17 protein-coding genes are annotated in these 22413 nt (G+C 69.4%); 7 read left to right on the forward strand and 10 right to left on the reverse strand.

The genetic code is table 11. The features are described from left to right. Nucleotides 1–268: 268 nt before the first annotated feature. From VGC13_RS04255 to VGC13_RS04275, 5 genes are all read right to left on the reverse strand, one after another. Nucleotides 269–970 (reverse strand): hypothetical protein, encoded by a 702-nt coding sequence (locus tag VGC13_RS04255; RefSeq protein ID WP_331123966.1) that lies wholly within the window; start codon nucleotides 968–970, stop codon nucleotides 269–271. Continuing rightward, on the reverse strand, nucleotides 967–6324 hold the full coding sequence (locus VGC13_RS04260; RefSeq protein ID WP_331123967.1) for an RHS repeat-associated core domain-containing protein: 5358 nt from the start codon (nucleotides 6322–6324) through the stop codon (nucleotides 967–969). The genes VGC13_RS04255 and VGC13_RS04260 overlap by 4 nt, the downstream gene beginning before the upstream one ends. Nucleotides 6325–6615: 291 nt before the next feature. Further along, on the reverse strand, nucleotides 6616–6780 hold the full coding sequence (locus VGC13_RS04265) for an ATP-binding protein (RefSeq protein ID WP_331123968.1): 165 nt from the start codon (nucleotides 6778–6780) through the stop codon (nucleotides 6616–6618). Nucleotides 6781–8237: 1457 nt separating this feature from the next. Next, entirely contained in the window at nucleotides 8238–8876 is a 639-nt protein-coding gene (locus tag VGC13_RS04270; protein WP_331123969.1) for a hypothetical protein, read from the reverse strand. Further along, nucleotides 8867–9274 carry a hypothetical protein gene (locus tag VGC13_RS04275; RefSeq protein ID WP_331123970.1) on the reverse strand — a complete coding sequence of 136 codons (408 nt, stop codon included), beginning with the start codon at nucleotides 9272–9274 and terminating at the stop codon, nucleotides 8867–8869. Before VGC13_RS04275 ends, VGC13_RS04270 begins: the two co-directional genes overlap by 10 nt. Nucleotides 9275–9421: 147 nt before the next feature. On the opposite strand from VGC13_RS04275, the gene VGC13_RS04280 reads away from it, so the two are divergent. After that, a complete protein-coding gene (locus tag VGC13_RS04280; protein WP_331123971.1) occupies nucleotides 9422–9814 on the forward strand; it encodes a hypothetical protein in 393 nt (130 codons plus the stop codon). 182 nt (nucleotides 9815–9996) lie between these two features. Next, nucleotides 9997–10653, forward strand: a complete 657-nt coding sequence (locus VGC13_RS04285; RefSeq protein ID WP_331123972.1) for a sigma-70 family RNA polymerase sigma factor — start codon at nucleotides 9997–9999, stop codon at nucleotides 10651–10653. A gap of 52 nt (nucleotides 10654–10705) precedes the next feature. On the opposite strand, the gene VGC13_RS04290 is transcribed toward VGC13_RS04285, so the two are convergent. Genes VGC13_RS04290 through VGC13_RS04300 form a run of 3 tightly spaced genes read right to left on the reverse strand, consistent with a single transcriptional unit; the run spans nucleotide 10706 to nucleotide 13293 of the window. After that, complete coding sequence (locus VGC13_RS04290; RefSeq protein WP_331123973.1) at nucleotides 10706–11185, reverse strand: hypothetical protein; 480 nt, start codon at nucleotides 11183–11185, stop codon at nucleotides 10706–10708. A 4-nt stretch (nucleotides 11186–11189) separates the two neighbouring features. Continuing rightward, on the reverse strand, nucleotides 11190–12104 hold the full coding sequence (locus VGC13_RS04295; RefSeq protein ID WP_331123974.1) for a 3'-5' exonuclease: 915 nt from the start codon (nucleotides 12102–12104) through the stop codon (nucleotides 11190–11192). After that, complete coding sequence (locus VGC13_RS04300) at nucleotides 12097–13293, reverse strand: DUF559 domain-containing protein (RefSeq protein WP_331123975.1); 1197 nt, start codon at nucleotides 13291–13293, stop codon at nucleotides 12097–12099. The genes VGC13_RS04295 and VGC13_RS04300 overlap by 8 nt, the downstream gene beginning before the upstream one ends. Nucleotides 13294–13441: 148 nt before the next feature. On the opposite strand from VGC13_RS04300, the gene VGC13_RS04305 reads away from it, so the two are divergent. The 3 genes from VGC13_RS04305 to VGC13_RS04315 all read left to right on the forward strand — a co-directional run bounded on the left by VGC13_RS04305 (nucleotide 13442) and on the right by VGC13_RS04315 (nucleotide 15387). Continuing rightward, nucleotides 13442–14119 (forward strand): sigma-70 family RNA polymerase sigma factor, encoded by a 678-nt coding sequence (locus tag VGC13_RS04305; RefSeq protein ID WP_331123976.1) that lies wholly within the window; start codon nucleotides 13442–13444, stop codon nucleotides 14117–14119. Between the two features lie 32 nt (nucleotides 14120–14151). Further along, nucleotides 14152–14361, forward strand: coding sequence for a hypothetical protein (locus VGC13_RS04310; RefSeq protein ID WP_331123977.1), 210 nt, complete (start codon nucleotides 14152–14154; stop codon nucleotides 14359–14361). 81 nt (nucleotides 14362–14442) lie between these two features. Next, nucleotides 14443–15387, forward strand: coding sequence for a DUF5677 domain-containing protein (locus VGC13_RS04315; protein ID WP_331123978.1), 945 nt, complete (start codon nucleotides 14443–14445; stop codon nucleotides 15385–15387). A gap of 205 nt (nucleotides 15388–15592) precedes the next feature. On the opposite strand, the gene VGC13_RS04320 is transcribed toward VGC13_RS04315, so the two are convergent. Both VGC13_RS04320 and VGC13_RS04325 read right to left on the reverse strand, forming a co-directional pair. After that, nucleotides 15593–15853 carry a hypothetical protein gene (locus VGC13_RS04320; protein ID WP_331123979.1) on the reverse strand — a complete coding sequence of 87 codons (261 nt, stop codon included), beginning with the start codon at nucleotides 15851–15853 and terminating at the stop codon, nucleotides 15593–15595. Between the two features lie 266 nt (nucleotides 15854–16119). Continuing rightward, the gene (locus tag VGC13_RS04325; protein ID WP_331123980.1) at nucleotides 16120–16407 is read right to left on the reverse strand and encodes a hypothetical protein; all 288 of its coding nucleotides are present in this window, start codon (nucleotides 16405–16407) and stop codon (nucleotides 16120–16122) included. 608 nt (nucleotides 16408–17015) lie between these two features. Here VGC13_RS04325 and VGC13_RS04330 point away from each other — a divergent pair. Together VGC13_RS04330 and VGC13_RS04335 are read left to right on the forward strand one after the other, a co-directional pair. Beyond that, nucleotides 17016–20120, forward strand: a complete 3105-nt coding sequence (locus tag VGC13_RS04330; protein WP_331123981.1) for a hypothetical protein — start codon at nucleotides 17016–17018, stop codon at nucleotides 20118–20120. A gap of 59 nt (nucleotides 20121–20179) precedes the next feature. Next, nucleotides 20180–22285 carry a hypothetical protein gene (locus VGC13_RS04335; RefSeq protein WP_331123982.1) on the forward strand — a complete coding sequence of 702 codons (2106 nt, stop codon included), beginning with the start codon at nucleotides 20180–20182 and terminating at the stop codon, nucleotides 22283–22285. Nucleotides 22286–22413 lie beyond the last annotated feature (128 nt).

The raw sequence follows: 22413 nt of genomic DNA on the forward strand, positions 1-22413 counted from the left end.
AATGTCTTAGCCAATACCGGTTTCTCGCTGCTGTCCAGAACACCCAACATGGCTTTTGGGCTGGCATTAGAGCGGTTTGCGATCTGGTTTGCAGTCGATAGGCCGCGTCGATCTCGCGAATTTCCACGGTTTGCGCCCGGCAGGCGACTACAGACTGCCCTGCAAACCGCTCTAGGCCGTAGAGGTCCCGTCATGACCATCTCAACGCATGCTCGAGTGACTCTTGAGTGAATCAGCACTGTCGCTGAGTTCCAAGGCTTAGGAAGCGCTACGTGGCTGAACCATGCCGCTTCTGAATCGCACGGATCGCTTTGTCGATCTCCTTCCGCTGCCAGCCCTTGGTGCGCCCTCGCCATGCTTGGAGCAGTGCGGCCTCCGTGGGGCCGCCACATTGTGCGAACGCTTGTGCAACGCTGACGGGAAATTCCTCCAGCAGGGGCGGTAGCGTTCGGCAGGCGATTGCCGCAGGCACCAGGGTCGCCGTTGCGATCGCGAGTGTCTCCCGGGCCTTTCCCGATGCTGGATCGGCGACAGCCTCGAGCACCCACTCCGCCAGTCCTGTCGGATGTGCCAGCGCCATCGTGTTCCCGATGGCCCAGCGGAGGGATTCCGAGCCACTTTCCTCGAAGGCGCGGGCGAGCGACTGGCCGTCGAAGGGCTCCGTTGTGGCAGCCAGGGCGCGTACGATCATCTCCCGTACCGTGTCGTCCTGCACGCGGGGGAGCCAAGACAACAAGATGTCGATGGCGGGCTTCGGGATCGGAGCATATCGGATTGCGAGCTCCTCTACCGCGTCCACGGCGAAGCCCGCGCTCTGGAGTCCGTGCACGACCGGCTCGGCGGCTGCCCGTATCCGCTGCACACGTTCCTCGTGCGTGCGCTCCCGCTCGGCTTGCTGCTTCTGATACTCCGGATCCTGCTGGAGTTCAGCCATCAGGTCAGCTGCACTGACCCAGCTTTTCTTGCTCATGGAATGAACCTGAGGTTGACCTGCCCTGCTCTGATCGCGGATTGCAACGGTCCGGAGAGTTGCGTCGTCGGCCTCACATAGAGATCGAATTGCCGCCCGGTCTGCTGCGCGAATGCGATGAAATCCCGAACCTGCGAGGTGAGGGCCTGGCGCGCCACGTTCTTCACCTCACTTACAGTCGTAGCCGTGAGCCCATCCGGTACTCGGTAAGCCGCTGTTCTCGTTGCGGACGGAATTCGTACGGTATTCCGGGCCAGACCGACGGCGGCTTCACCGGCGCCTCCGAGTTGTCGTGCGCGCGCGGTACCCGAGACGGCATTCGCGCCTCTGCCGGCGTTTGCGGCGACGCCGACGCCTGTAGCGGTTCCAACGGCAACACCGGCTGCTGTGCCTGCGGCATAGGCGCCGCTCCCGTAGTCCACCCCATCTCCACCGGGTGTGTTCCGGCGGATCACGCCAGCGAGTCCAAGACTTACAGCATCCCCGAATCCTGCCACGCCGTCGACCAGCCACTTCGGACAACACTCTTCGGCGCTGAGCCCATACGGATCCGAATAGGAAACCGGGTCCCCCGCCGCAAAGCCGTACGCGTTCAGCCCGCCCGCCAATCCGATTGGATCAGTCTGCGTGAACTGGCCGGTTTGCGGATCGTAGTAGCGGTTGCGCATGTACACCTGGCCGCTGGCGTCGCGCATACCGACGGCGAGGCTGCCAATCCAGTAGTGCTCGTAGCCGGTCGTGGGGGCCGTGCCCGCCTTCTCGTGCCACGCGGTGGTGCTCCACCCGGGCCAGCCCACGGGGACGCAGCCGCTGGGCGGATACTGCTGGCAATCACTGGGCGCCCCGCTGGTGTACGTGCCCATGGCAAACTGGCCGCGCCAGTTCTGGTGCGTCACAAGCGTGCCGACGCCCTGCTTCCAGATGGCCAGCGGGCGATCGATGCCGCCGGCGTGGACGTAGCTCACCCGCCCGCCCGCATCGGCCGCGTAGCTGCCGGTCGCGTCCTTCAACTCCCACACGATCTGGTCGCCGCTCCACACGAACCGCGTCACGCTGCTGATGCACGTCTTGGGGTCGCCGTAGCAGAGCGGGTTCTCGCGGCGGGTGCGCACCAGCACGCGCCGGCCCAGCGGATCGTAGCGGTACTCCTCCCACACGCCCGATCCCTTGTTGCCGCTGAAGTCGGTGTCGTACTGCTGGAACACGCGCAGGCGCTCGTCCGCGTCGTAGTACGAGCGGCTGTTCACGGCGCGCACCCGCTGCGTCACCCCGCTCGCCAAGTCGTAGCTCTCTACCACCTGCGTTCCCGCGCGCACGTTCCCCGCGGCGTCGAAGTGGCGGTCGGTGTGGTCGGTGCCCACCGCGTAGCCCTCCTTGTGGATGGAGCTTACGCGGCCCAGGAAGTCGTACTCGTAGCGAAAGTCGGGATAGTCGTTGGCCGGGTTCTCGGGACCCGGGCGATAGGTGCGGCTGTGCGCCATGTTGCCCAGCGCATCCATCACGAACTGCTCCCGCGACCACTGCACGTCGCCCGTGTTGCTCCAGTCCGTCGCCACCAGGCTGCCCAGCCCCGAGTACCACGACGAGTAGGTGCTGCCGCCCCGGCGCAGCGTGGGAAGCACCTGCACGCGCACCAGCTTGCCCCGCGCGTCGTACGTCAGCCGCTCGTCTTGCAGCGGCACCGTCGAGGCCGGGGTGGTCTCGCGCCGCCACACCAGCCGCCCCTCCAGATCGTACTGCAGCGAATCCACCACCGGCGTTCCCGCCGGCGGCATGCGGATGCTGGCCAGGCGGCCCAGCACGTCGTAGCGAAAGCTGAACGGGTTGCCGAACCGGTCCGTCATCCCCGCCAGCGCCCCCGTCCCCGCGTCGTACGCGTACTGATCCAGGTTGCTGCTCCCCGCCAGCACCGCCGGATGCTCCACTTCGGCCACGCGGCCCGCGCGGTCGTAGGCGTAGCGCAGCCCGTACACGTGCGCGGAGAAATCCACCCCGTCCACGCTCCGGATGCGCAGCGAGTCCGTCTTCAGCGCGCCGTTGGGATAGTAGGTGCGGGAGACAATGGCGTCCGCGTTCTCGGCGCGCACCATGTTCCCCAGCAGGTCGTACCCGAAGTGCGTCCATTCCGCCGGGACGCGGTAGCCGGTCCCTTCGTTGGGGTACAGCGGAAAGGTGGTTCCGCTGCAGGACTCGGCCGGGCCGCAGTACGGCGCCTTCTCGTAGAGCACCGGCGGGGTGGCGCGCAGCACCAGCCGGCCCACCGCGTCGTATTCGCTGGTGGTCCGCAGCCCCCGCCCGCTGGTCCAAGCCACCAGGTTGCCCGCCGCGTCGTACTCGAAGAGCTGCGGCAGGTGCCCGCCACCGGTGATCTCCTGCCGCTTTCGCCCCGCGGCGTCGTACACGTACTCCGTCACCTGCTCGCCCACCTCCGCCGTGTCGGGGGTTGCCCAGCGCGTCACCCGCAGCGGCAGCCCCTCGTCGTCCAGCAGCGTGCGCACGGTCAGGTGCTCCTGCACCGTGGGGTTGGGCGTAAACGTGACGTCGGGGTTGGGCGCGTGGTTGATCGCCGGGCCGATGCTCACCGTCATCGTGTCGCGGCCCATCTGGTCGTAGAAGCGCAGCTGGCGGGCCCCGTGCATCGTCAGCAGCCCCGGGTCGCGCGCGGCGGCGTCGTCGGCCACGGGGGTGTAGACGATGGAGTCGCGCCCCAGCGCGTCGCGCACGTGCAGCGTGAGCAGCCCCGTGGGGCTCACGGTCATGTGCAGGTTGCCGCGGGCGTCGTAGACCAGCGAGTCGCGCGCGACGGCGACGCCGAGGCCCGCGGCGGGGGCGGCCGGGGAGCGCACCGAAGCCAGCTGTCCCGCGGCGGCGTGCGTCGCCGGGTACCAGGTGAACGTGGTGCGGCGCGCCGCGTCGTCCCCGTCCTGCCGCCACGTGGTGTGGCCCGTAAGCGGGTCGTACCCGGTGTGCGAGACGGTGCCCGGCACCGCGGCGCGCACGCCGGTCTGCGGGTTCAGCGTCTCGGTCCGCGTGCTGGTGGGCGCGTCCCAGCGGGTGTCCCAGGTGTAGCGGGTGATGACGTTCACGCCGTCGCCCAGCGGGTTCACCACGGCGGTGGTGTCCACCATGCCGCGCGCGGTGTAGCCGGCCGTGGCCCGCTGCCCGGTGGGCCCGATGCTCTCCGTCACCAGCGCGGGAAAGCGCGCGTCGGTGCGCAGCAGCAGGGTCTGCGCGCCCAGCGGGTCCACGATGCGGTAGGGCGCACCGCGCTCCGCCAGCCACAGTCGCGTGCGGTCCTCCACGTCCGTCCGCGGCCCGTCCAGCTCGGTGTACGCGTTGACGACGGCGTCCATGAACGGTCCGGCGCCCCCCGCCTGGGCCACGCTGCGCCCTTCGGCCGGGGTGAACTGCTGGATGATGTCGTCGGCGGAGGGCGCTGCCCCGTTCATCAGCAGCCGCGCGCCCGTGAGCTTGGCGGCGCTGTTCCAGGTGTACCGCGTCCAGGTGCCGCGCCGGTCCCGCTGCGCGCTCACTCGCGCGGTGGCCCCGTCGTATTCAAAGGCCACGCCGTCGCCGTCGGGGTCGGTGATGCCCGTCACCCGCGCGCCGCCCAGGGGGTACGCCACGTTCGTGCTGCGCACGGCGCCCTCGGGAAGCAGGGCGGCGTCCACCCGCTGCAGCCGGTCGTCGCTGTACCACAGGGTCCAGGTGGGCGTAACCCCGCCTGCCGCGGGTGCCTGGACGGTCGTGAGCAGCCCCCCGGGCGTCACGTCGAACACCGTGGCCTGCTGCAGCCGGTTCAGCGTGCGCCGGTGCCGCCCCGACGCGTCGAAGTGCACCGTGGCGCCGCCGCGCAGCCTGCGGACGTATCCGCCGGTGGCGGTGACGGCCAGCGTGTCGGGCGGCCCATCAGGCGGCATGGCCACCCACGGCGCCCCGGCCGCGGCCCGCCGGTACAGCATGGTGCCGCCGTCGCCGCCGATCCACAGGATCGCGCCCGCGGGGCCGCAGCCAATGCACAGCCTTTCCCATCCCGCCAGCCACCACCCCGCGCCGAACTGGCCGGCCGCGCGGTTGACCACCGTGAGCACCCCCGGAACCAGCGCCGAGCCCACCTGGGTGGTCCCGTAGACGTGGATGACCTGGACCGTGTAGTCGTACGCCCCCGTGGCCATCGCGGCGCCATCCCACTGCAGCGCCATGCGCCGCGGAACACCGGGCACGTAGTCGGCGGAGGGGAAGGTGGCGCTGTAGGTGGCACCGCCCAGCCGCACCACCATCTGCACCCCGTCGGGGGTGGCGCCGCCGGCGGGAAGGGTCACGTCCACGTACACCGTGGGGCGCGGGGCGGCGTGCTGGCTGTTGTACAGCAGCGCCGGCGCCCAGGCGCGGCCGCGGGTCAGCTGCGCCGGCAGCGCGTGCGCCAGGCGCAGGTCGCCGCACTCGTAGGCGCCGCGCGGGGCGGTCGCCACGGTGACGCACGCCCCGCGGTCCACCGTGGCGCCCGTGTTCAGGTCCACCACCGCCACCTGCGGCGCCACCTGCGTCCCCCCGAAGGCCGCGCCCCGCACCATGTGCACCCATCCCGCGTCGCGCACGCCGGGCGCGCCCCGCTGCACCGCGTTGAGCGTGACCGACATCGTGGTGCCGGCGGGGACGGCGAACCCCGCGTACGCCACCCACACCAGCCTTCTCTCCCCGGCCGCCAGGGTTACGCTGGCCTGGTCGGCGGAGCACGCGTAGGCCTGTCCCGTCCGCACGCCCGTGCACCCGGGCGCGACGTCGAACGTGGCCGGCACGGTGCCGGTGTTGTAGACCTCAAAGGCGACGCTCCCCGATTCCCCGGCGATCCCCGACTGGTTGTCGCCGTTCACCTGCACGCCGGGCAGCGCCAGCGTGTACTCGGCCTCCGGCGTGCGGCACTGCGTGGCGGTGTCGCACAGCCGCACGCGCAGCGTCCGCCGTGGCGCCAGTTGCGAGAGCGCCACGCTCCCCGTCGTGCGCAGCGTGAACTTTTTTCCCGTGCCGCTTCCCGTGGGCGTGGTGGTGACCGGCCACTGCGCCGTCACGTCCACGTTGTCCAGGTAGACGCGAAAGCTGGACGGGTTGCCGCCGTCCAGGTAGTAGTCCGACGCCTCAATCGTCACTGGCACGCTGGGCTGGCTCACCTGCACCGATCCCGGAACGATGGAGACGTGCGGCTCGGTGTAGCACAGCGGCGCCGACTGGTTCTCCTCCGCGCCCGGCGGCTTGCACTCCACCTGCGCGCCGGCCATGGCGGGTGCGGCCACGACCGCGGCGAGGGCGATCAGCAGGGGCGTGAAGGCGCGGGCGAGATCCGATCTCCAGACCATCCTGAGCTTCGGCCGCTGGATCCAGGAGCGTGGATACGGAGGAACGGAGGAAAACAGAGAGGAATGGAGGAATTCGACGGCCTGGGACGGCGCGTTGGGACAGGGCATGTCGGATGAGGCTGGGAGAAACGGCGGGACTGCGGGAGGGGGCCTGGAAGGGCGGGGTCGCCACGAACGTCGTGGGGCGTGCGGCGGCTGGCCGATCAGCGGAAGCTGAATCTGGGCAGGAATGAAAAATCGTGCAATGGGAGCGCCGTAACGTGGGGAATGTAGACGCGGCGCCGCCCGGTGCTACGACGGCCCGGCGCGGGGCAGGCGCAGGGTAAAGTTGCTGCCCTGGCCCAGGGCGCTGACGACGGTGAGCTCGCCGCCCATGGCGCGGGCAAGGTCGCGGCTGATGGCCAGCCCCAGCCCCACCCCTTCGCGCGGGTTGCTGAAGCGGCGCTCCACCTGCACGGGTGAGGGTGCTCCGTTCCCGCAGGTTCGCAGGCCGCAGCCGGAGCCGGCGGCGCGCCGCCGGCTCCGGAAACGTACCCAAGTTCCTTAGGGGAAAGCTGTAGGCGACCCGGATCCGGCATGCTGCAGAGCAGCTTGGAGACGCGGACACCCGCTGATGACCCCCTCCCCACCAATGCCCGAGGACTGCGACCTGCCGATCTGGAGTCCCCTGTACTTGGTGCGGTCGACACACGGGTGCCCCCACTGCGGATGCACGGCCGAAGTGGCTGCCTTGGTCTGCGAACGCTGGGACACCCGGGAGGGCTGCGCGGAGGCGGAGCAGGAGCTCGGGCTCGTTGGGTTGCTTGCCGCCCATCCTGCTAAAACTAAACCCTGTCTTCCGGCTCCAGCCGGGGTTGGCGAACGTGGTACAGACCCTGAGGAGGCGGTTGTCCGCCGTGTGGGTCATCGTCACGACCCCGCCGGTCCGCCTGTCCGTCACGCGGGAAAGGTTCAGCCCGAGGGCGTCGTATTCATAATCCGCCGTATCTGCGGCCACCGAGATCGTGCGCGTCACGCGGCCGCGATCGTTGCGCTCCGTCACCTCCACGCGCCCGAGCGGGTCCACGGCCTCGACCGGCTGGCCCAGCCGGTCCACCTTCATGCGCGTCACGGCGCCGCGCGGATCACGCTCGGTGACGTACAGGGCCGCCGGGCTCACCCGAGCGCCGGGCACAGCGGCGGTTCCGGCTCCAGCGGCCGGAAGCAGCGCCGTCGGCAGCGGCGTGTAAAGCGTCGTGGCCGCTGCAGGCTCGTGCCGACCGTCACCTGCGGCGCCAGCAGCTGCCGCATGGAGGCGGTGTGGTCGTAGGTCACGCTCCAGCGCCGTAGCCCGCTCGGTCCAACGCGTGACCAAATGCGTGCCGTCCTGCACGTACTCCAGCGCCAGGGCGGAGACGTTGTCAGGGTCCACGATCCCCGTGAACTCGCTCCCCGCGTGCGCCAGCACCACCACGCGCCCGCCCGGATCCGTGATGGTGTGCGCATACCCGGCCGCGTCGTGGGTGACGTGGATGTACCGCCCCGCGGGATCAGTAAGCCGCACCAGCCGCTGCAGCCCATCGTACGAATACTGGACGTGCACCTTGCCGTACCGGTCCTTCAGGTACAGCGGAAAGCCGGTGGCCAAGAACTCCACCGTCCCGCCTTGGGGGTAGGTGCGCACCAGCGTCCCGTCCGCTCGCCGCCGCACCCTGCTGAACTCGCCCTTTGGTCGCCTGGTACGCCGTGCAGTTGCTACTGCAACTGCCTGACAGCGTGAACAGCGCCGCCCTCCCGACTCCACTCGTGATGAGCGGTGCCGTTGTCCATTGTGTCAGCCCACGTACAGGTGATACGCATGGCGGCTATGGGGAAACGCACGGGCCCCCTGCCGGGGGGCCGCCTTGTCCTTCAATGCGAATCCCCGCAGGTGATCACGGTAAAGTGAGCACGCGCCAGCCATCACTCGCCTCCACCAGGATCGCCCGCGCCTCGCGTGGAGGGCCCGCTTCCGCAAGTTCGCGCTCGACTTCCGGTGCCGCGCGGCGAAACTGCGGGTCCCGCGCCCACGGCGCGACGTCACGCAAGCTGTACGTGTATGTGACCTCCGTCTGGACTTGGCCCATCTCCTCAGCGGGCTCGGTGTAGCGGACCACGGAGTCCACCGCCGGCGTGCCGTAGCAGAAGGCCCCGACGGGCTTCCTCGGGTCCCACCGCCCCGCCGGAAACTCCCGGAAGACTTGGCTGCCCGCCTCCGTCAGCTCGTACCGCATAGGCCGGCCCCAAGGGGCGTTCGGCACAGGCGAGGAGCGCAAGAGCCCCAGCCGCACGAGCACGTCGAGGCGCGCCAGCATAGCCTCGTGCTCCGGCTCGTGGACCGGGTGGTACTCGCGCCGGACGTCGGCCGGGAACCGCCATGCGATATTCCCGATGCATTTCGGCGTGCTCGCCAGGTGCCGGTCGATGGCCGTACGGAACTCGCCCTCATCGGGGCCGCGGGCGCCGCAGGCGGCCAGCAGCAGCGCAATCCCGCAGAGCGCCCGCGCGGAGCCTGTCCCGCCCCTCACGAGCACGCCTCGTCGGACGACTGGTCCCAAAGCACCCGGGCCCGACCATCGTAGCCACGCACGCGGTAGCGATAGCACTCGTAGTCGGCATGCGAGTCCAGGGTCGCGAAGACCGCGGGATCCGACTCCACCTGCTCCCCAGGCGACACGTCGCTCAACTGCGTGACGGCGTGGGCTACTGTACGGCCGTCCCGCCGCGCGTCGACCTCGATCGCGACGCTCTCGACCGTCACGCCACTACGGTTCTCCACCAGGAAAACGAGGGCCGGGGAGCCATCCGCGTAAAGGACGGGGTCAACGGACAGGACAATGATCTCGGCGGAGCGGCCGGGATCAGCGGCGTCGCCGCAGCCGGCCAGCGCCGACGCGGCAATGATGAGGGCGGCAGTCCTTCGGAAGGGCATCAGGGCACACTCTCGAATGGGGTGAGTCGCAGGCCGGGTACACCGTGCCGGACGCCGAACTTGCCGATGCAGGCGCCCGCGCCTATGCTCTCCAGTGTAACCCAACTTATTTTAGCCGAAACTTAGCCATAGCCGGCCGGGGTCGCAATGCTCCCTGACCGCTATGTCTCTATTTCCCGCCTCCGCGATTCCGCGCAGGCGCGGGCTGACGCGACCTCCCGCCGAGCCGTTGCGCGCGAGATCGGCATAGCTCACCGCGGCCTTGAACTCTTCCTTGAAGGGTCGCGCCCGCAACCAAAGACGCTCGAGAAGCTGCTCGTTTGGTACTATGAGCACATTGAGCGGATCGAAGGCCCGCCGATCACCGCCTCAGACGCGCTGCTCGTCCTCGTCCGCGCGCTCCCGCCCGAGCGCCGCCCCGCCGCGTCAGGCGGCGTGATCGCCTCCCTGCGCGAGCACCACGCAGCCGCAGGCATCGAACTGCCCCCCGACATACTCGCCGCCGCCGGCACGCCTGCTGGGACTCCAGCCGGCAAGTAGGGCCTTCCGCCCCACATGGCCGAATGTGTCCGGAAAACGGCGACTGGCGCCCGCGCGCCGGAGGCGCCGTCCTGTTAGAATGCCCGGATTCCGTGTTTACTCTGTCTACTGCACAGGCAGGGCAGGCACGCCTCGTCACGATGCGGCGCTCCCGTGGCGCCGTGTCCCCGGGCTCCGGCGGAATGCCAGATTCAACCGCACGCACCGGCCTCGTCGACCTCGCCGCGGCCGCGAAGGATGGGTGCGAGCACGCGCTGGAGCGCCTGCTCGCGCACGTCCATGTCCATGTTGTCCGATCTTGCCGCGCATGGCTCGCGGGAGTCGGAGATGGCGCGGCCGAAGAGGTGGCTCAGGAAGCGCTGGTGAGGATCGCCACCGGCATCCATACCTGCCGCGCCGGCACCGACGACGTCCTCTTCGCCTGGTGCCGCGCCGTCGCGCGGAATGCCGCGATGGACCGGCTGCGGGAGCACCTGCGGGAGTGGGAGGTGCGCGCCTTGGGCGACGAGTTCGCGGAGGTGGAAGGCGATCCGGATGCGGCCGAACGGAGCCAAGCTGTCAGCGCCGTTCTGGCGGTGCTGGACGAGGCGCTCGGGACGGAGCCGGAGGCGGTCCACGCGCTGCTCTGGCACCGCGTGGTGCGGCAAGACAGCTGGGAGGAGGCCGCCCACGCACTGGGCCTGACCGCAGCCGGGGCGAAACGCCGGTTCCAGCGCACGGTCGCCCGCGTCCGGCGAAAGGTGGAATGCGCGCTGACCGGGAGCGATGACCCGGCGCGTGTAGCGGCGCGCCGATGGCTGGCACTGCAGGGTCACGGGCTCACGGCGGGGAAGTGGTAGGAGGTTGGCGAACCCACGGGCATGGCCATGCGCAGGCCAGCCGGCTCGCGCATCACCCGTCGGTCGCAGGCGCCTGTTCCTCCAGCAACATGCGCAGGGCCGCCTCGAGCCGGGCCGCGGCGTCGCCGTCCGCGCCTTCCTCGTCGCTCGCCGGCGCCAGCACGGAGCCCGTCGGCAACGCCGCCACGTGCGCCTGGATGTGCGCCAGGCGCACGAGCGCGTCCTCCCGCGACACGCCGGCGGCCACTACCAGCGCGACCCGCTGGTCCGGCCGCGAGATCGTCCGCGTGACGCGTCCGAGGACGAGGTACCCGCCAGGCCCTTCGCCTCCGAGCAGGATCTCCCGGGAGCAGCCCACCACATACACGTCTTCCGGGTCGTGCTCCGCGAGGTCCGCGAGATGGACGGCAGCCTCCGCCCGGACGCGGATCGACTGCAGCGCATCGCCGGCCGGGAACCGCCCCGCCGCCATCTCCTCCGCCACCGCCGCGTCGGTGACGCGCTCGACCCGGCCGTCCTGGTGCCCGCGCACGCCTTCAGACCCTCACCGAGTAGCGGTCGACCGCGCCGAACGCATGCAGCCGCCATGGCGCGTCGCGCCGGCGGAGATAGACCGCCTCGCTGAGCCACTCGGTTTCGCCCTCCACCTCCTCGTCCCGCCGGTCGACATACCACGCCTTAGGCCGGCCGCCCTCCCCCGGACTCCAGCGATAGCCACGGCTTTTGAGGGCCAGCCGCGCCTCGTAGGGCGCATCCAGCGCCCAGACCCGGACCGTCCGCCGGCGGCTGGCCTTGAGAAGCAGGGCGAAAGGCAGTTCTCCCGACCGGAACGGCGTCGCGAGCGCGTGCAGCGCCGCGTGACAGTCCTGGTCCGCCCGGTGCCCTTCAAAGAAGGCCCTGCAGTGCTTGAAGAGCACGAACTCGAGCTTCGCCGCCGCGATGCCGTGCTCCGCCCACGGCACCTCCACCCGAGAGCAGGCCCACGGCATCTCCCGGAACAGCGGCAGGCGGCGCTCCAGCAGGGGGCGGTCGAACGCGGCGTTGTGCGCGACGACGAGGCGGGCCGCGGCCGCGAGCGAGTCCACAGCCTGCTCGTCGATCCACCTACCCGCCACGTCGGCGTCCGAGATCCCCGTGAGCATCGTGATCTCCGGCGGGATCGCCCGGCCGGGATCCTCCATCTGCACGATCGGCTCGCCCACGGCATAGATGCGGCCCGTTGACGGCGCGTACTCGAACGGCAGCAGCGCGAGTTGGATGATGTGATCGCGCTCTGTGTCGAGTCCCGTGGTCTCCACATCGACGAAAAGGGCCCGGTACGTGGGTTTGCCATCCGGCTCGGCGTACCGGCCCCTCGGCTCGAACCTGCGGGCCACGCGGAACGCGGTGGTCGTGTCCAGCGCATCCGCGATGCGCTCCAAGGCAGCGTCGCGCAGCACGGTGTCAGGCATGGGCTGCCCCGTGGCGCCGACGGTACGGGCGGGGCGGGCGCGCCGGCTCCCAGGCGAGTCCCCGCGCCCGCCCCACGCCCCAGTCGGGCAGCGTGAGCACCACGCGCTCCTCGCCGGCCAAGAGGCGGCCGACCGCCCCCTCCAGATCTTCCTCCGAAGGGATCATGTAGGCCGAGCGGATCCGGAGCACGCGCCAGCCCGCCGCGATCATGGAGCGGTCGCGTGCCTCGTCCCTGTCCTGCTGGGCTCCGTGGAAGTACCACCCGTCGTACTCGACCGCGATGCGCACGCCCTCCCGCTCCACCGCGACGTCGATGGCGAGCCGGCCGACGCGACGGTTCAGCTCCCCTCCCAGCATCCGCGCCAGCCGCCTCTGGTTCTGGGAAACCGGCATCCCGTTCACGCGGTCCTGGCACCCGTGGCAGCCCGCCCCCCGCTCGATGCAGGCGTAGCTCGCCTCCCACTCGTGCCCCTTGCGGCAGCGCCAGCGGGTGTGGTGCACGTTGCGCCGCGCCGGCGGCCCCAGCCACTCGAAGCCGCGCTCGGCGGCGAGCGCATGGTAGCGCTCGGGCGGAATCCGCAGCCCGGCGTTGCGCCTGTCCAGCCTGCACCTCGGGCACCCGCGTCCCTGCGCGAGCTTGTGGAAGGGGGCGACCCAGACCCTCCCACACCCGAGACACCGCCACCGCGTCTTGCCCCATGCGCTCCCGGGCAGCGGGCCCAGCCATTCCAGCCCCGCGCGCGCGCCGGCAGCCCGGTAGTCCGCGTCCGTGTGGCGATCGCGCGCGCAGCGCTCCAGGTGCTCGGCCCGTGCGCATCCCGGGCAGCCGCGTCCTGCCGCGATCCGCGTATACGTGCTCCGCCAGGCGTGCCCGCGCGCGCAGGTCCACTCCGTCCGCGCCTTCGCCGTGCCCGGGTGGCGGCCCGTCCACCGGAACCCGCGGGACTCGGCCAGCGCCCGGTACGCGCCGGGCCCGAGCGTGCGCAGCCCAGTGCGGCGGCGCACCGCGCAGTCGGGGCAGCCGCTGCCGCGCTGCAGCGCGTTGTAGATGGTCCACCACCACCTGCCGCACACCAGGCACTTCCACCACGTGCGGGTGTTCGCGTTCTTCGCCACCGGCCCCAGCCACGCCGCGTTCCGCCGCCGCGCCATCGCCTGGTAGTCCTTCGGCCCTTTCGTCTCCGGCATCCGCGTTCGAGCCAGGGCGCCCGCACCGGGAGCACCCGCCCCGGCCGCACCGCGCCATCCGCACGACAGGACGAAACGGCGGCACCCGGTGCCGCGCTTTCGTCTGCCAGCGTGAACGGACGGATGCGCGTGCACCGCGGGAGGGGCGATGGAAGACTCGGGACCCGGGAACCTGCTCGTGACGCTGGCGCGGGCGGCGCGGGCGGGAGACGAGGCTGCGATGGCGCAGCTCTTGGCGGAGGTGCACGTGGATGTGCTCCGCTACCTGCGCCGCTGGCTGCGGGACTGGAGGGAAGGGGACGAGCTGGCGGCCGACCTGGCGCAGGACACGCTTGTCAGGGTGGCCCAGGGACTGCACTCATTCCGTGGAGAGACCAGCGGGCAGCTGGTCTCGTGGGCGCGGACAGTGGCCTCGAACATCGCGTGCGACCACGCCCGCAGGACCCGCGAAGAGTGGGACTCCACCGCCTACCCGGAGCACCTGGACCTGCTTGGGCTGGTCGAGCCTGAGGAGGAGCCCTGGAACGGCGGGAAGGTTCCGGTGTCCGAGGGGAAGCGGCTGATGCTCCGCCTGCTGGACGAGGCCTTGGCCGAAGCAGGCGAGGACGCGCAGACCCTCCTCTGGCACCGGCTGGTGCAGGGGGATGCCTGGGCGGATGCGGGGGCCGCGCTCGGGGTCGCGGATACCGCGGCCAAGCGCCGGTTCCAGCGGCTCCAGGAGCGGCTCCGCACAGGCGTGCTCAGGAGGATCGTAACGCTCACGTACGAGGAAGCGGCCGCGGTGCGGCGCTACCTCGCCGCGATGGACATCGCTGCCCCGCGCTGACCCCGCCACCCGCACAAAGACTTCCATCCTTCATGCGCGACGCCGACGATCTCCCGTCCGGACTGCTCGACCGGCTCATCCGCGCATACCTGCGCATGCGCGGCAGACCCGACCGGCCGGCACTCCCGCCCCCGCCTGATCTCGATAGCTACGTGCCCGATCCGAACCCGCCGACGGCTGAGGAACAGGAACAGGCCGAGGCCGCCGCGCGCGAGGCGATGCGCCGGCTGCGAGGCACCTGACAAGTCGGCGCCAACTGCCTCGCCGCCTTCTCATTCACCGCCCGCCAATCGGCGGACCTCTCGTTCCATGCCGCCACCTCAATGGCAAAAACTTCTCCGTGGGATCTGGATTTCGGCGAGAGCCGCAAAGCGGCCCAGAAACAGCTCGGCCACAAGCTTGAAGTGCTCCGGCCCCTGGTCCAGTTCTCCCACAAGTTCCTCCACGACTGCCGCGACGTCTCTGTCAGCGAGGTTGATATGGTCGTGGCGATGGCGTTCCGCCAATGCCTGGAGTTCGCTGACGCCGTCGACATCCTCCTCCGGCACATGGCAATCGCGCCGGCCGCCGCCCAAGCGCGCGGAGCACTCGAGCACGCGCCGCAGGTGGTGCTTCTTGCGACCCGGCGGGATCCCGTCCTCGCTGCCGCCTATCTGCTGTCGTCTCTGCGGCAGATGGAGCACGAGCTCGAGCGGAAAAAGAAGGCGGGCGGACTGGACGAGGAAGACCGGGCGGGCTTCGAGGATGCGTTGGACGGCCTGCAGCAGCTATACAGCGCCAACGCAAGCGATCGTGCGGGGAAGGAGGCCCTCGCGGCGCTGCAGCCTCTCGGGCCTGGGCGACCCTGGTATGCCCTGCGGAATGGGCCCGACAACATCCACAAGCTGATAAGGGACGTTGGACTGGACCCTTTGTCCCACCTCTACCAGGACCTGAACCCCGTGGCGCACGGGGGAATGCCGCTCATGGCAATTGCCGCAGCCAGCGGGGACCCGGGGTCAGAGAATGATCCGGACTGGCTCAGGCCGTTGAGGTCCACCTCACCGTGGTCGTTCCGCCCGATCCTCGCCGCGGGCACAGCCGTCAACGTGGCTTTCGTCCACGTGTTCGCGTACTTCGTGCCCCGGCTGCAGCATTGGATCGCGGAGTTCCGCGAGTTCAGGAAGGAGCACAACAGACGGTGTGCGCGGGCCGAGATGCCCGTACTAGGGCACCCGGAGGACGATCCGCTCACACAGCACCAGCCGGCGCGAACGCCTACCCTTTAGGCGTACGTGACGCACGCCTCCGGCCGAACCCGCATTTCGCCATTCGTGATGCGCTCGAGTACCGGCGTCGCTAGGAGCGAGGGGCTGCGGCCGACCCGACGTGGCACGCCGCCCTACGCGTCTATCCACACCAGCACCTGCGCTCCCCGCCTGAACTCACGCTCAAGCTGCCTCGTTGTGCGGACGCCCTTCCCATTCCAACGCGTCACGCGGCACCCCGCGCCGCCAGCACTACCCACACCTGCACAATCGCCTCTGCCAAGCCCCACGCGAGCGCCGCCGTCAGTCCGAACCAGATGGCGAACAGGTTCCGCCGCGCCCGCCGTAGATCCTCTTCGCTGATGCCTTCGCGCCGCGATGCCTCCCGCACATGGTCCCACTCCACCGTAAGCGCGTGATGTGACAGCCAAAGGCCCAGCGCACACACCAGCGCCTTCAAGAGCGGATCAACAACAGAATCCAGCAACGGCTCTTCCCTTGGAAAATAGGGTGGTCAGCCAGCGCACAGCGTATCCGCGCCCCATTCCAGCAGGGAAAGTGTCAGCAATCAGGGAACCTCGGCGGGGTGAAACCCACCGCGACCTTTCGGCCCTCGCCGCGGTACCCGACAGCATCCTGTGTTCAGCACGGAATGCTGTGTTCAGCACGGAACGTGGGGCACGACTCGGTGCCGTGCCCCACCGCGGCTCCGAAACTCTCAGGCCGGATGAGCCGGCGGCCGCGCCGACTACATCAGCTTGCTGGCGACGGCGCCGAAGGCGGCGCGAACTCGGTTTCTTCCGGAGCCATCTCGCCTTTGAACCCGGCCGCCACGGTGATGGACGTGCCCTCGCGCAGCCTGCCGGTGACGCGGACGGTCTCACCATCCAGCATCGGAAGGGCAATCTCGATGGCTTCGCCCGAGTAGGTCAGCCGATACAGCAAACCGTCGTCGGATTTCAGCACGGAGAAAGCGTAGTCTGCATTGCCGCGCATTTCGCGATGCGGATCGCCCTGGATCGTGCCGGTCAGTGTCGTCATCTGTTTGCCTCCATCGTTGCTTGTGATCTCGCGTGAGCGCGTGTTTCGTACCTGTGAACGCGCCGGCGGCGGGCAAACCGCCCGTTTCCGCCGAACGCGCCCTCACTCCCCACATAGGGGACGAAACCGCGGCACCGCTCAGACCGCTCCAAGTAGTCGAGAGGCGCCGCATCACATGAGAACGGCACCGGTCCATGCCATGCCGGCCGCGCTGTTGTAGGGCAGCACGGCGCACCGCCGCGCGGCCCCGGCCTCTCAGCCATCGAGGTACCCATCCACAAGGCACCGAGGCGGGTCTGACAATCGTTTCCGAGTAAGGAGGTTGAGGGGGCGTGCCTCTAAAATTCACCAATGAGGGTAAGCCTCATTCTGAGTAGGACCGAGACCTGTCCCGGTTGCGGGACCGGCAAGTGGGGAAAACCGCGCCCGCGTACCAACCATTACGATGTACCCTGCGGGTGCCGTACGCCCTCCGGTGGCAATCATGTCGGGCTTAGGCGAACGTTGCGTACCGCACGTCCAACGACAATACATGTCCTTCCGCGGCGCAGATCATCCTCGGTCGCGCCTCCATTCGCCTGCTCCCGTGATTCTGCCCAAGAGGATCCATGGCAGAGATGCTTCCCGTCGCCTGGGTCGTGCTTCGCTGGTCCGTGCGCACAGACGGCCTGTGGTTAACCTATGAGGACAACACCGGACTTCACGTTGTCCCCTCCCGCGGCTGGCGGCGACGCGAGTCGTTCCGGCCTGCAGATCTCCCCCAGGCGCAGGCCGCCCTGCTCCAGAGACTTCTGGCCGGACAGAGCAGCGGACGCAGGGGACCGTCGCTGGATCACGCGCTCCAAGCTGGCGTGTACGTCGCCGAGTTGCTTAACGACCGCTTGGTGACGCTGACGGGTTCTCTGCCAGATCGCACGGGGCCGCATGCCACCGGGCCTACCCCGCTTCCCGTGCTGGTGCAGGCGCCTCCGGGGCTGTCCGCCTTTCCGTGGGAGGCCCTCGTGGGGGAGCTGATCGGCCCCATGGTTGACCGTGATCGCATCCAGATCGCACGAATTCCGATTCGGCCGTGGCGCGAGCGGACGCCCTTCCGGCTTCCCCTACGCATCCTGGTACTGGATGCAGAGGCGGAACGCGTGCTGCAGCCGCTGCGCGACGCGGGCTGGTACCGCGACAATCCAAGCGTGCGGTCACACGGGCTGGTGCTGCGTCAGCGTCCGGATCTCTCGCCGCGGCAGACCTTCCTGCGCGAGCAGTACGACGTAGTGATCGGCCACGCAGATGCGGCGGAGCAGGCCTTGACGACGCTCAGCCGCGGCGTGCCACGCGGGGAGCACCGCCCGCGCCTTGTGATTGCGCTTGAGGAACGGGCGCAGGAGGAGTGGTCCGAGGGGTGTCCTGTGCCGCTACCAAGGGACACCTCGCTGCTGCGTGTACGCACGGACGGCCCCGGGGAAGGTGCGTTTGTGGCGGAGTTCCTGTTCGGCATCATCCACGACCACCCACTGCACGAGGCGGTGCGCTCCGCCATGCGGCGGACGGAGGTGGGCCTTCCCGCGCCACCTCGGTTGTGGACCGACCCGGTGGCCAACCAATCACTGCGGATGCAGTCGTCAGTGGAGGAGTTCACGCGCGAGGTTCAGGACATGCTGGCTGCCGCGCCTCCGTTGAACTTGGACCGGGTGCTGACGCACTCCGATAAGGAAATGACCGCGGCGACGGCGCCGTTTCTGGACGAGTTGCGGGAGCAGGTTCGGCCGATGGACGAGGCGCTGGGGAGGGCGCAGCGGCTGCGTTGGGACTTTGGCCAGGAACGTTGGGGGCTGGTACCGCTGGCCGAGGCGGAGGACGAACTGGAGCGAGTACGCGCCGGGATCCACGGATATCGGGCCTCGCTGACAAAGGTGGCGCGCTCACCGCTGGTAGCCCGCCTCATCGCGGAGCGCCAGGAGCGCTACGTGGACCTGACGCTGGCGGACAAGAATGGGCGCGGGGAGCAGGGCGAACGCCGGCTTGCAACGGGGGGGCGCTACCTGCTGCGTGTGCACGTAGTCGCCGGGCGGGTAGAGGGCGGACTCTTGGCAGAGCGGCCCCCCTCGCTGGATATCGTGCTGGAGGAATTCGCTGCGACGGACGGGCACGAGGTGGAGGTGGCCGTCTTCGAGAAGGAGTTCATCCTGCACTCGCCCCGGGTACAGGGCTTCTTTCTTCCTCTGGCGGGCTCGGTGGCGCCCGTGGTGTTCGAACTCGAGGCGCCGAGTACTCCCGGCGTCAAGGAGCTGCGGGTGCTGCTCTACCATCGCAACCACGTGCTGCAGTCATTCATCCTGCGAGCGGAGGTGGGGGAGGCGTTGAATAGGCCTGAGAAAGGGAAGCTTGAGGTGGAGATGGAGTTCTCGCGCACCGAGCTCTTCGCAGACCTGGACCGGCTCGGCCCGCGCGCACTCACCATCGGTGTGAACCAGAATGGCTCTGGTGCGCAGCACGCCTTCATGATCAAGAAGGACGCAGCGGCGGAGCCGGTGCCATTCACGGACGAGGTTCTCAAGGATCAGGTCGACCGCTACCGCAAGCTGCTGGAGGAAGCCACATACCGTGCGGGGACAGCGGGGACGGAGTTCCCCGAGGCCCGTTTCTCTCCCTACCCGGCGCCGGGTGACGAGCAGCGCGAGGAGTTCCGAGACGCGGTACGCCAGATGGCGTGGCTTGGGAATGAGCTTTACCTCTCCCTGACGGGCCGCGTGGGGGACGATATGGCCGAGCGGCTGCGAATGCTGCGCAATGAGCGGGACCAGACGGTGCAGATCATCCGCCACGACGCGAACCTGGCCTTTCCCTGGTCCATCCTCTACGACTACCCATTGCCCGACCCGGTCGCTGGCGCTGCCCCCCTTCCAGTATGTGTAGGCCGGCCGATCGACGGGCTCGGCGCTTCGGACCCGAACGTCCTCGGCTGCCCCCACAATCCGGGCCAAGACGTCTGCTGCGTGGACGGGTTCTGGGGGGTGCGGCATCGCATTGAGCAGTTGGTTGGCACCGCCGCGGCAGCGGGGCCGCCGGCGGTCATGCGCCCTGCGGGAGGCGGGGTCTCGCTGGCAGTAGGAAACCCGGATGGTCCCGCACAGCGCCTCGCGCACGAGTTGGGTCGGGAGTTGGGGCCGGCCCTGCAGCCGCTGAGTGCCGAGGACGACCTACTGCACCTGCTTTGGAACCCGACTAGCCGTCCTGCAGTGCTCATCGTCTTGGGCCACCTGCAGACCCAGATCCGCCCCGGCGAGCCCGACCGACCGCGCATTGCTCTGATCCCTCAGAAAGCCGGCACGCCGCTGCCCCACGGCAAGTGGCTGACCTCTACAGTGGTGGCACGCAAGGCGGCGCAGCAGGGAAGGTGGCGGGACCAGCCCCGCACCATCGTGCTGCTGATGGCGTGCAGCGCCGCTGCCTCACAGGTCGACACGCTGAACGATTTCGTGGTGCATCTCACCAGTGCCGGCCCCGCTGCGGTGATCGGGGCGGAGTGCACCGTCTTCTCTGGCCTGGCTGCCCGCTTTGCCCAGGAGGTGACCCTGGACCTGTGGCGGGGCACCCGCTCGCTCGGCGGTGCGGTGCAGGCGTTCAACCGTACTCTCATCACCGAAGGCAATCCGCTGGCTTTCGCGTTCGCTTGCTACGGCAACGCCGACCTCACATTGGATCCCACTACTCTCTCATGAAGCGCGTTTTACGAGTCCTCCTCCCGCTCCTGACTTGGGCAGCCGCCCACGCCGCCCCATTGGCCGCGCAGTCCACCACGTGGATCGCTCTGCTGCGAGGGGCGGAGTACGAGTTGCGGGGGACCACGGACACGGCCGTTGCGCGCATCCCCCTGCAGCTGGACACCGCAGTGCGTTTGTCCGACGTGACGCTGCAGGTGGTGGACGTGCGCCGAGGGGCGCGCTTCGACGAGAACTGGCATCGCGCGTTCTCCGTTTCGCCTGCGACGGAAGGCGAAGCGCTGCTGGTACACGCGGATCTCACCGCGGCAAGCCTTCCCGGGCCGTACCTCCTGACAGTGCGGGCGACCGCCCGAGGACAGACACCGATAGTGCTCCAGATGGGGCTGGTGCGCCCTGCGGCAGTCTTGGCAGCCGGCCCCCTCAAGCTGCAGCGCGTGCGCTGGCCTGGGAGCAGCACTGTAGCCGGGACGCTGCAAGTGCGTGAGACCGGTGGCCTCTCCCGAGCGGATTCGCTTCGGCTGCAGGGGCCTACGCTGCTAAGCCCCGCCGGAGGCGCCGTCAACGGCTCACTGGAATTAGAAGCGGCGGTGCCTGAGCTGCCGGCCGGCGGGAACGCGGCGGTCGGCTACCGACTGGAAGGCGAGCTTCCCCTCGGCAAGTCCACGGGGACTCTGCGAATTCACTCCCCGCAGTCTGCTGCCCCGCTCGAGATACCCGTCGAAGTGGTGACCCGCAACTCCCTGCTCTGGCTCTTCCTCTCCATCATGGTTGGGCTGATCGCAGGATGGTGGCTGCGCGTGCGCGCTGTGGAGCGGATTGAGCTCAACCGTGCGCGGCTGCCGGCGTACGATCTAGTGGAGCGGATGCAGGCGGAGGTGAACCGCACTATGGACGCTGATTTTGTGAGGGCGGCGCAGCCGCCGCTGGACACGTTGCAGGCCGCGCTGAAGGGAAGTGATCTGTCAGCGTTACGAAGCGCCGTCACGGGGGCGGAGACAGCGCTGCAGCAGGCACACGCGGGGCTCGCGGTGCGGCTGGGAGCGGCGCAGACCGCGGTGGATGAACTGGCGCGGCTCATGTCAGGAGGGTGGACGCTCCCGATGGCGCTGGCCGAGCCGCTTTCCAAGATGGACTTGGCCGCGGCCCGTGCGTCACTGGACGTTCGCGACGCCGGGGGCGCACTTGTCGCCACGCGAGCGCAACGGACGCAGCTCCTGCAGGCGCTCCGCCCACCGATCCGCGCCTGGGCGGGAGACCAGCACCGCTGGCTGGGGGCTCTAGCCTCGCTGAGGCTGCCGCTCCCGGCCGCGGTGGCCGAGCCGCTGCGGACAATGGTGAGCCGTGTGCTCCCTGCGCTCCCGCCCGTGGACCCGCTCCCTGACGACATCACAGCCGACGGGCTTTACCAACTGCTCGGCTCCGTAGACGCCGTGCGCGCGTACGAGGCGCGCGAGCTGGCCAGGGTGCCGGAATGGCTGGGCCAGACGGCCGCGGAGGTGATTGCCATATTGCGCACAGCTCCCGCGCCTGACGTGGCGGCGTTGGACCGGCTGCACGCAGCGGTGGAGGACTTCGCGCGGCACTTGCGTGACGCCCCCTCCCCTGAGGACGCGCTGCGCGCCGTAGCCGACCCCGTGGCGCTGGGCCAGGCATTTCGCCAGGCGGTGGAGGCGCAACTCGCGCAGGTCAATGCGTCGGACCAGCCGTCGATCATCGCGCAGCTGGACCAGCACGCCTATCTCGAGGCTGCCCAGGCCACCTTGGGGGCAGCGCGCAAAGCCAAGGCTGAACGCGACGGCTCACCACTCGGCGACCGCCAAGAGGCGGGCCCGGAACACACCCCCGCCCCGCGGTCGAACGAGGCGGCACCCTTGGTGATGACCAGCGCCGCACCCCTGGTCCAACGGATCGTACAGCCTGCTGTAGCAATGGCCGTGTCGTTAGACCAATTGCGCGCCCGCTCGAAAAATGAGATCGCCCAGGACAGCTTTGCCCGGTGGGCCGTGGTGGCGGCAGCACTTTTGGCCATCGGCTACCTGACCTTCGCGCCGACTTATCTAGGCACCTTCCGAGACCTGTTCACCATCTTTATGTGGGCATTCGGGTTGAACGTGACTGTGGAGGCGTTCGCGACGGAGTCAGCGCGCTTCAAGCCTACGTGAGCTACCACTAGGGACGCGCCAAAGGACGGCGCTCCTGCGTCCTCCCCTTGGCCAGGGCCTTGAGTCGTGCCAGCCAGTGTCGTCATCTTCTTGCCTCCAGATCCCACGGAGCTGCGGGTCTTCGGACT

The organism is Longimicrobium sp., from assembly GCF_036399255.1.
GTDB lineage: Bacteria > Gemmatimonadota > Gemmatimonadetes > Longimicrobiales > Longimicrobiaceae > Longimicrobium.